This window comes from Methylobacterium sp. WL116 (assembly GCF_008039455.1).
GTDB lineage: Bacteria > Pseudomonadota > Alphaproteobacteria > Rhizobiales > Beijerinckiaceae > Methylobacterium.
This window is the reverse complement of the sequence record NZ_VRUV01000235.1, coordinates 1-7,006: the sequence shown is the minus strand read 5'-3', so window position 1 is coordinate 7,006 and position 7,006 is coordinate 1. Positions and strand designations below refer to the sequence as shown.

The window sequence follows — 7,006 nt, the reverse complement described above, 5'->3', positions numbered from 1 at the left end:
TAGACTTCCACGGCAAACATCCTGGGCCCCTCCCGAAAGAGAAGCCTCTCCACTGGCCGGCTTTTACCCCGGCCGCATCAGCACCCCGCCGACGCTCCAGTGGATGGTTTTGTCACCGCCCTACACAGCGGGGAAAGTCTCCTCAAGCCCATCATCGAGCAACCGCTCCTGGCGATCCCTCCCGATGCTGCTCGTGTCGCGGCCGGCCGGCACGGATGCCGTTGCCGGGTTGATGCCCCCGTGCCCAGCGTACGATGCTGAGCGACTGTTCGACCTTGAGCGGCTGTTAGACCGGCCGAGATAGCCACCCTGCCAGAGCAGGTACCCAAGGCCGGCTACGGCAGTGCCGACGATAACGCCGAGTCCCATCTCACTTGACACAAGCTCGCTAAATCGAGTGGGACGGCGCCCCTGTATGACCCGCGTCTTAGCCCTGATGAATACGCGGGTCGCATCCCGGACCTCGTCCGCCGAGAGGACCTTTTGAGCCGCGGGCAGCAGTTCGCACTTGAGCCGGTGAAGGTGCTGGTCAACGAGGAAGGTCACATCCTCAAAGGTGTCGAGCCAGCCTTCGGAGCCCTTCCGGCGATACCGGGTCAGCCCGTTAAGCTGCCGCATGAACTCCCTGTGCCCGGCATACAGCTCGGCGGCGAGTTGGCTCGTCTCAGGCCGCTGCGCGAGGGCGCCATACAGGCTGTATTCGATGGCCGAGGCGTGTGACTCCAGCTCGTCAATCAGTTCACCGAGGAGCGTCTCGCGGCTTCGCACGACACCGGGTCCGTTCAAGGCCCTCGGCGCCTCATGGATGAGATGCTCGATGTTCGCGTGGTCGCGTCCGATGAGCTGCCAGACATCCATAAGCGGTACTCCCTAAGTTGTACCTCCTAACTGTCTCGCTCTCTGGCTGTTCCTCGGCGTGGTTCTTCGCGGCTGGACTTTCCCAAAATTGCGCTGGCGTTTGCGGATGGCAGGCACTTCCGGGGAGGGCTCGGCGGAATAAAGCGCATTACCGTGAGGGCCATTCGGAACTTCAAGCCGAATGCAGCATGCCCCTGAGATGGGCCGGCGACAGGATGAGGCCGTCGCTCGTGGTGACCCAAGGCGTCCCGGTGCCGTCGTTGAGCGCCTTGAGGGCTTCATCCAGCGCCTCTTGGAGGCTGGGTAGCTCCCTCGGCTCCGTGGCCTTCGTGCTCATGTCGGCAGGCCATACGGTCAACGATGCCGGGCCTGAGAGGGAATGGTGGTGCTGCATCATAATTCTGCGCTGGCCAATTGCCGCCGCTCGATGGCCGGCGATTAAGGCAATATATGGCACATCCCACTCGGAGAAGGCCCTGCGGCGATAGAGCGGGCTTAAAGCGTCAGAGGGTTACTGGCACCATGGGACAACTACTGTGCGGCGGCCGGGCGGGATGCCGTTCGGCTTAGACCTCCCACCGCAGAGCCTCACCTGCCTCGCCGCTTGGCGCTCGCCGGCTCAGGGGCCCATCGTGACCGCCGCAAGAGTGCGGGCGCCGAAACCACCGTAGGCGCCCCGAGCTTCGCCAGTTTGTCCGCCAACGCCTCGGGCCTAAGGTGGGTATACCGCATCAGCATCCGGGTATCGCGGTGGCCGCTGATGAGGGCGACCTCAGGGATGCTCAGGCCCAGCTCGAAGAACCGGCTCACAGCCTCGTGCCGGAGGTCGTGGTACCGGAAGTCGGGGAGGGGGGCCCGCTTCATCACCCACCGCCACGCCGTCTTCACCGCGTCCTCAGTCGTCGGAAAGACCCGAAGCTCCCCCGAGGCCGCCACCGCCATCCGCTCCCGGAGCACCGCCAAGGCCCGCCCAGTCAACGGTATGGTCCGCGCGTGGCCATTCTTCGCGGTCGGGATGAGCAGGGTTCGCTTGGTCCAGTCGATGTCCTGCCACCGCATTCGGAGGACCTCTCCGCGCCTCATGGCGGTCTCTAGGCCCAGTTCGACCATGGGCAGGACGTTCGGGTTCCGAGATCGCCGGCACCCCTCTCGCAAGACCTCCCACTCACCGGCCTCCAAGCGTCGAGTCCGGGCATTGAGCACCTTGGGCTTCACTACGAGGGCGAATGGGTTCTCGGAGAGGGGTACGTCCCAGACCTTCCGAGCAACCTCGAAGGCATGCTGGTAGAGGGCCAGTTCCCGGTTGATGCTCGCGGGCTTCACCGTGCGGAGCCTGAGGTCTCGGTGGGCAGCCACCTTGGCGACCGTGAGGGCGCTCAGGGGCACCTTCGCGATGGCATGCTTGAGCAGCACCTTCACCGCCATTGCCTCCCGGACGGCTCCCCTCTTGGAAGGGGTCACGGTGTCTCGGTAGCGTACCATGATGTCACCCACGGTGAGGGTGTCGAGAGTCCTGAGGCCAACCGGGAGACCCCTCCTGTCTGCCTGGGTCTCGGTCTGTCGTGCCCAGGTCTGAGCATCGGCCTTGGTGAGAAACGACCGGGTCATCGTAGCGGACCCCTTACGCCTCACCTGGACGTGCCACTTGTCGTTCCGCTTCCTGATGGTGGCCATGGGTCTCACTCACTGTGCCCAGATTGTGCCAGCGAGTTCCGCGAGGGTACCCTGTCGCCTCCTACCCCTACCTACCCCCTAGACCGGGGTGGTGCCCTAAGGCACTATCAGTGCATGGCTTTGTACGTCGTCGCCATGAACCTCGAGACCACCGAGGAAGACCTGATGCACACGGTCTTCCCGCACCCGACGCTCTCCGAGATGATGCACGAGAGCGTGCTGGATGCTTATGGGAAGGTGATCCATACTTGAATATATTTTTTGTCGGCACTAGAGAAGGAGTTTTATCTTCTCTAGTGCCAGATTTAAAATTTTTATGCTGTCATTTATTCTACAAATTTCTTGCCTATAATTATTTCGGATTATGATCTGCGTATACAGCCAATCTCCATCGGATATCGCCTTGCTGCGCCGTATGTTCATGATGTCTTTGCGGCGGCAAAGTGTGCCCGTTTGCAATTCCAATTTCACGATTGCAGCCTTAGCCCCGGTATATACCTGCAGGTGGGGCCGAATCTCCCGGTGAATAGATGGTATCGAACGCGTCCGAGTTGTTCTTCTGGACATAAGCGTCATATTTATAAGTAGCCAAAATTCCCTCCCAGCGGTCGCACGATACGTTACCTCAGGTTATATATTCCTTCAAAAAGCATCCTCAAGTCAATTGTGGTAAAATTTTTTATGCTCGACGCCACAAAGCTCCTTGCCAACGCCCTCGGCGAGCATCTCGCCCTGGTCTACCGGCGCACCTTCGGCAGCCGGGAGCCGGGCTATGTCGAGGTGATCGAGGAATCGGCGCGGTTGACGATCGAGCGGATCGTGCAGAGCGACGCGCTCTACCACGACGCCTACCACACCACCCTGGTGACGCTGGTCGCCCAGGACATCCTGCGCGGGCGCTTCGTGGCGCAGGGGGTGTCGCCGCGCGACTGGCTGCACGCGATCCTGGCCGCGCTCTACCACGACATCGGCTACGTCCGCGGCGTCTGCGCCGGCGACACGCGCACCCGGTTCGTGATCGACCGCGCCGGCACCACCGTCGGGCTGCCGCGCGGGGCGTCCGATGCCGGGCTCACGGCGCACCACGTCGAGCGCTCGAAGATCGCGGTGTGGGAGCGCTTTTCCGACCACGAGTTCGTCGATGCCGGCCGGGTGGCCCGCGCCATCGAGCTGACGCGCTTCCCCGTGCCCGACGACGGCGACCACGCCGAGACCGCGACGGAGGCCGGGCTGATGCGCGCGGCCGACCTCATCGGCCAGCTCGGCGATCCGCTCTACCCGCGCAAGCTCAACGCGCTGTTCCACGAGCTGAAGGAGGCGGGCCTGTGCGAGCCGCTCGGCTACGTCGACCCGGCGGATCTGGCCGAGCGCTACCCGAGCTTCTTCTGGGGCAAGGTCGAGCCGGTGATCGGCGACGCGATCCGCGCCCTCGACCTCACCGTGGAAGGCCGGCGCTGGGTCGCCAACCTCTACGCCCACGTCTTCGCGATCGAGCACGACCGCCGGCGGATGGGGCCGCATCCCGGCTCGGGCGAGCCGGCCCCGTCTCCGCCCCCTTCCGCGACCCCTTGACCGAACCTTAACCGATCTGGTGTGTTCTCGTTATGTTCTCAAACGAGTCGCACCCCATGCCCGTCGCCTCCGCTCCCGCCCGCCGGGCCGACCTGCCGCCCGGCCGCTGCCCGGTCGAGGACATCGCCCGCGCCTACCTCCTCACCAGCGCGGGCGACGCCGACCTCGCCCTGCGCTGCGTCATCGCCGACGCGCTCTCCGACCTGCTCGAAGCCGACCGCCGGGCGCGCGAGCGCAGCCGGCTGATCTCGCGGGGCTTCGTGCGGGGACGGGACGGCTGAGACGAGCATTCGTCCCATCCATCTCCCTCATCCTGAGGTGCCCGCGTCAGCGGGCCTCGAAGGAGCCCTCCAGAACCCGCGGCGAAGGCTGGAGGGCTCCTTCGAGGCCTCCGCTTCGCTGCGGCGCCTCAGGATGAGGGGGATGGATGGGGGGAGGGCGTCCTTCTTCGGGCCGCCCGGCAAAGGCTTAGTCGAACAGGCTCGACACGCTGGCCTCGGTCGCGGTCCGGCCGATGGCTTCGCCGAGCAGCGGGGCGATCGTCGCGACGCGGATGTTGCGGGCGAGCTTGACGGCCTGCGTCGGCTGGATCGAGTCGGTGATCACCAGCTCCTTCATCCGGGAGGCGGCGATGCGCGAGACCGCGCCGCCCGAGAGCACCCCGTGGGTGATGTAGGCCGAGACCTCCTTGGCGCCGGCGTTGAGCAGGGCTTCGGCCGCGTTGACGAGGGTGCCGCCGGAATCGACGATGTCGTCGACGAGGATGCAGGAGCGGCCCTCGACGTCGCCGATGATGTTCATCACCTCGGACTCGCCGGCGCGCTCGCGGCGCTTGTCGACGATGGCCAGCGACGCGTCGATGCGCTTGGCCACCGCGCGGGCGCGGACCACGCCGCCGACGTCGGGCGAGACCACCATGCGGTCGGTGCTCGTCAGCCGCTCCTTGATGTCGCGCACCATCACCGGCGCGGCGAACAGGTTGTCGGTCGGGATGTCGAAGAAGCCCTGGATCTGGCCGGCATGGAGGTCGAGCGTCAGCACGCGGTCGGCGCCGGCCTCGGTGATCAGGTTGCAGACGAGCTTGGCCGAGATCGGGGTGCGGCCGGAGGTGCGCCGGTCCTGCCGGGCGTAGCCGAAATACGGGATCACCGCCGTGATGCGCCGCGCCGAGGACCGGCGCGCGGCGTCGATCATGATCAGCAGCTCCATCAGGTGGTCGTTGGCCGGGTAGGAGGTCGACTGGACGATGAACACGTCCTCGCCGCGCACGTTCTCCTGGATCTCGACGAAGATCTCCATGTCGGCGAAGCGCCGGACCATGCACTTGGCGAGCGGCAGTTCCAGGTATCCGGCGATCGCCTCCGCCAAGGGCCGGCTGGCATTGCCGGCGATGATCTTGATCGAAGACTTCATGCCTGCGGGCTCAACATTTGGGGTCTCGGGCCGAGACACGTCCTGAAGACCTGGAACGACCGGCCGATCGACAGGCCCGTCGGCATCCGCGTCGATCGGGCTCTTATCAGCGCGGTCGAACCGTCACAATGGCCGGCGCCGCGCCGGCCCGCGCTCTGCACAGCCGGCGCCCTACGGCTCCAGCAGCCGGTGGAGGTGGACGACGAAGTACCGGGTCTGCGCGCTGTCGACGGTGGCCTGGGCCTTGGCGCGCCACGCCGCCTTGGCCGAGGCGTAGTCGGGAAAGATGCCGACGATGTCGAGGCCGGCGAGGTCCTTGAACCGGATGCCCTCGATGTCCTCGAGCTCGCCGCCGAAGACGAGGTGGAGCAGCTGGTCGCTGGCGATCGTCGTGGTCACGGGTCTCTCCTGGTCGCGGCACGCGCGCCCTCAGGCAGGACGCGTGCCGCAGGGCGCGGCATCGCCGGGCGCGTCGCAAACCCCATCGCCGCCGTCAAGCCCGCCCGGCGCGGACCCGCCAAGCGCAGACCTGCCGGGCCGACGCCGTCAGTGCCGCGAGGCCTCGCGCTCGGCCTGCGCGATCTCGCGGCCGATCTGGAACAGCAGCCGGTCGGTCATGCCGCGCAGGGCCTCGGACCCGCTCTCGGCGACCGCGGCGTGCAGCGCGATGCAGAGGTCGGCGGCGCGCAGCAGCGGCGCCTCCTGCTCCGGATCCGGCGCGGCCACCACGTAGCCGGCCTCGGCCTTCCGCCCTTCGGTGATGTCGATCAGGATGCCGGTGCTGCGCACGGGCCGGCCATGCGGATCGTGGAAGACCCGCCCGCGGCTCAGGACCCAGCGCGGCTGCCCGGAGAGCATCCCGGCGCGGTACTCCGCCAGCACGAGGCCGCCGACGCGCATCGCGCGCTGCACCTCGGTCGTCATCCACGGCAGGTCGTCGGGGTGGATGCCGGCGACCGCCTCGTCGAACTCGAGTTCGCTCCCGGCCAAAGCGGCGTCGCCCGCCAGGAGCTCGGCGGCCCCCCGGTCGTAGCGCACGCGACGCGTGACCGGGTTCCAGTCCCAGGTGCCGACGACGCCCGACGCCTGGAGGGCGGCATGCAGCTCTTCCGCCGCATGTCCTCTCTCGTCGATGCCGTCGAATTCCATCGGCCTGCCAAAGGTGTCATGAGGATCGGAAACGTCGAGCAACAATTCACATACGGTTTCGACTTCGTCGATACAACCACACGTTAAGACCCTGGGCGGTCGGGTCCGCCTCCGTCCGTGATAGGAACCGCCCCCCGGGCAGCCCGCGGACAAGGCATGTCACAGCACGACGACCTCGCTTGGACGGCGGAAGCGGCCTGCCGCGACGCATGGCCCGCGGCCCGTCAAGATCACCTCGACGGATGGCTGCTGCGCGCCTCGGGCGGGCCGACCCGGCGGACGAACTCGCTCAATCCCACCCGCGGGCCGCGCGGGCCCGCCGCCACGGCGCCCCTGGGAG

General features: G+C 66.5%; 9 protein-coding genes and 1 pseudogene. 4 read left to right on the top strand and 6 right to left on the bottom strand.

Features of this window, described 5'->3' with window-relative positions:
• Positions 1 to 120: 120 nt before the first annotated feature.
• From FV223_RS16550 to FV223_RS16545, 3 genes are all read right to left on the bottom strand, one after another.
• Positions 121 to 858 carry a hemerythrin domain-containing protein gene (locus FV223_RS16550; RefSeq protein WP_147728062.1) on the bottom strand — a complete coding sequence of 246 codons (738 nt, stop codon included), beginning with the start codon at positions 856 to 858 and terminating at the stop codon, positions 121 to 123.
• A gap of 172 nt (positions 859 to 1,030) precedes the next feature.
• Positions 1,031 to 1,195 (bottom strand): hypothetical protein, encoded by a 165-nt coding sequence (locus tag FV223_RS30520; protein WP_187276161.1) that lies wholly within the window; start codon positions 1,193 to 1,195, stop codon positions 1,031 to 1,033.
• A gap of 251 nt (positions 1,196 to 1,446) precedes the next feature.
• Entirely contained in the window at positions 1,447 to 2,532 is a 1,086-nt protein-coding gene (locus tag FV223_RS16545; RefSeq protein WP_147728061.1) for a site-specific integrase, read from the bottom strand.
• Positions 2,533 to 2,646: 114 nt separating this feature from the next.
• Between FV223_RS16545 and FV223_RS30515 the strand changes: the two genes are divergently transcribed.
• The 3 genes from FV223_RS30515 (at position 2,647) to FV223_RS16535 (ending at position 4,385) form a co-directional block, all read left to right on the top strand.
• Positions 2,647 to 2,784 (top strand): hypothetical protein, encoded by a 138-nt coding sequence (locus tag FV223_RS30515; RefSeq protein ID WP_187275488.1) that lies wholly within the window; start codon positions 2,647 to 2,649, stop codon positions 2,782 to 2,784.
• A 429-nt stretch (positions 2,785 to 3,213) separates the two neighbouring features.
• On the top strand, positions 3,214 to 4,104 hold the full coding sequence (locus FV223_RS16540) for a metal-dependent phosphohydrolase (protein ID WP_147728060.1): 891 nt from the start codon (positions 3,214 to 3,216) through the stop codon (positions 4,102 to 4,104).
• A gap of 56 nt (positions 4,105 to 4,160) precedes the next feature.
• Entirely contained in the window at positions 4,161 to 4,385 is a 225-nt protein-coding gene (locus tag FV223_RS16535; RefSeq protein ID WP_147728059.1) for a hypothetical protein, read from the top strand.
• 187 nt (positions 4,386 to 4,572) lie between these two features.
• Here the strand turns inward: FV223_RS16535 and FV223_RS16525 are convergent, their stop codons facing one another.
• The 3 genes from FV223_RS16525 to FV223_RS16515 form a co-directional block, all read right to left on the bottom strand.
• Complete coding sequence (locus tag FV223_RS16525) at positions 4,573 to 5,517, bottom strand: ribose-phosphate pyrophosphokinase (protein ID WP_147728058.1); 945 nt, start codon at positions 5,515 to 5,517, stop codon at positions 4,573 to 4,575.
• 171 nt (positions 5,518 to 5,688) lie between these two features.
• The gene (locus FV223_RS16520) at positions 5,689 to 5,916 is read right to left on the bottom strand and encodes a DUF4170 domain-containing protein (RefSeq protein WP_147728057.1); all 228 of its coding nucleotides are present in this window, start codon (positions 5,914 to 5,916) and stop codon (positions 5,689 to 5,691) included.
• 147 nt (positions 5,917 to 6,063) lie between these two features.
• Positions 6,064 to 6,666: a PAS domain-containing protein gene (locus FV223_RS16515; RefSeq protein ID WP_147728056.1), complete on the bottom strand. Its 603-nt coding sequence runs from the start codon at positions 6,664 to 6,666 to the stop codon at positions 6,064 to 6,066.
• A gap of 156 nt (positions 6,667 to 6,822) precedes the next feature.
• Between FV223_RS16515 and FV223_RS31280 the strand changes: the two are divergent.
• Positions 6,823 to 7,006 (top strand): annotated as a pseudogene (locus FV223_RS31280) (GNAT family N-acetyltransferase); the annotation flags it as partial.

Bases quoted from the DNA above. Each gene is read 5' to 3' on its own strand.
- FV223_RS16525 (WP_147728058.1), bottom strand. From the start codon at position 5,517: ATGAAGTCTTCGATCAAGATCATCGCCGGCAATGCCAGCCGGCCCTTG.
- FV223_RS16515 (WP_147728056.1), bottom strand. From the start codon at position 6,666: ATGGAATTCGACGGCATCGACGAGAGAGGACATGCGGCGGAAGAGCTG.
- FV223_RS16540 (WP_147728060.1), top strand. From the start codon at position 3,214: ATGCTCGACGCCACAAAGCTCCTTGCCAACGCCCTCGGCGAGCATCTC.
- FV223_RS16535 (WP_147728059.1), top strand. From the start codon at position 4,161: ATGCCCGTCGCCTCCGCTCCCGCCCGCCGGGCCGACCTGCCGCCCGGC.
- FV223_RS16545 (WP_147728061.1), bottom strand. From the start codon at position 2,532: ATGGCCACCATCAGGAAGCGGAACGACAAGTGGCACGTCCAGGTGAGG.
- FV223_RS16550 (WP_147728062.1), bottom strand. From the start codon at position 858: ATGGATGTCTGGCAGCTCATCGGACGCGACCACGCGAACATCGAGCAT.
- FV223_RS30520 (WP_187276161.1), bottom strand. From the start codon at position 1,195: ATGAGCACGAAGGCCACGGAGCCGAGGGAGCTACCCAGCCTCCAAGAG.
- FV223_RS30515 (WP_187275488.1), top strand. From the start codon at position 2,647: ATGGCTTTGTACGTCGTCGCCATGAACCTCGAGACCACCGAGGAAGAC.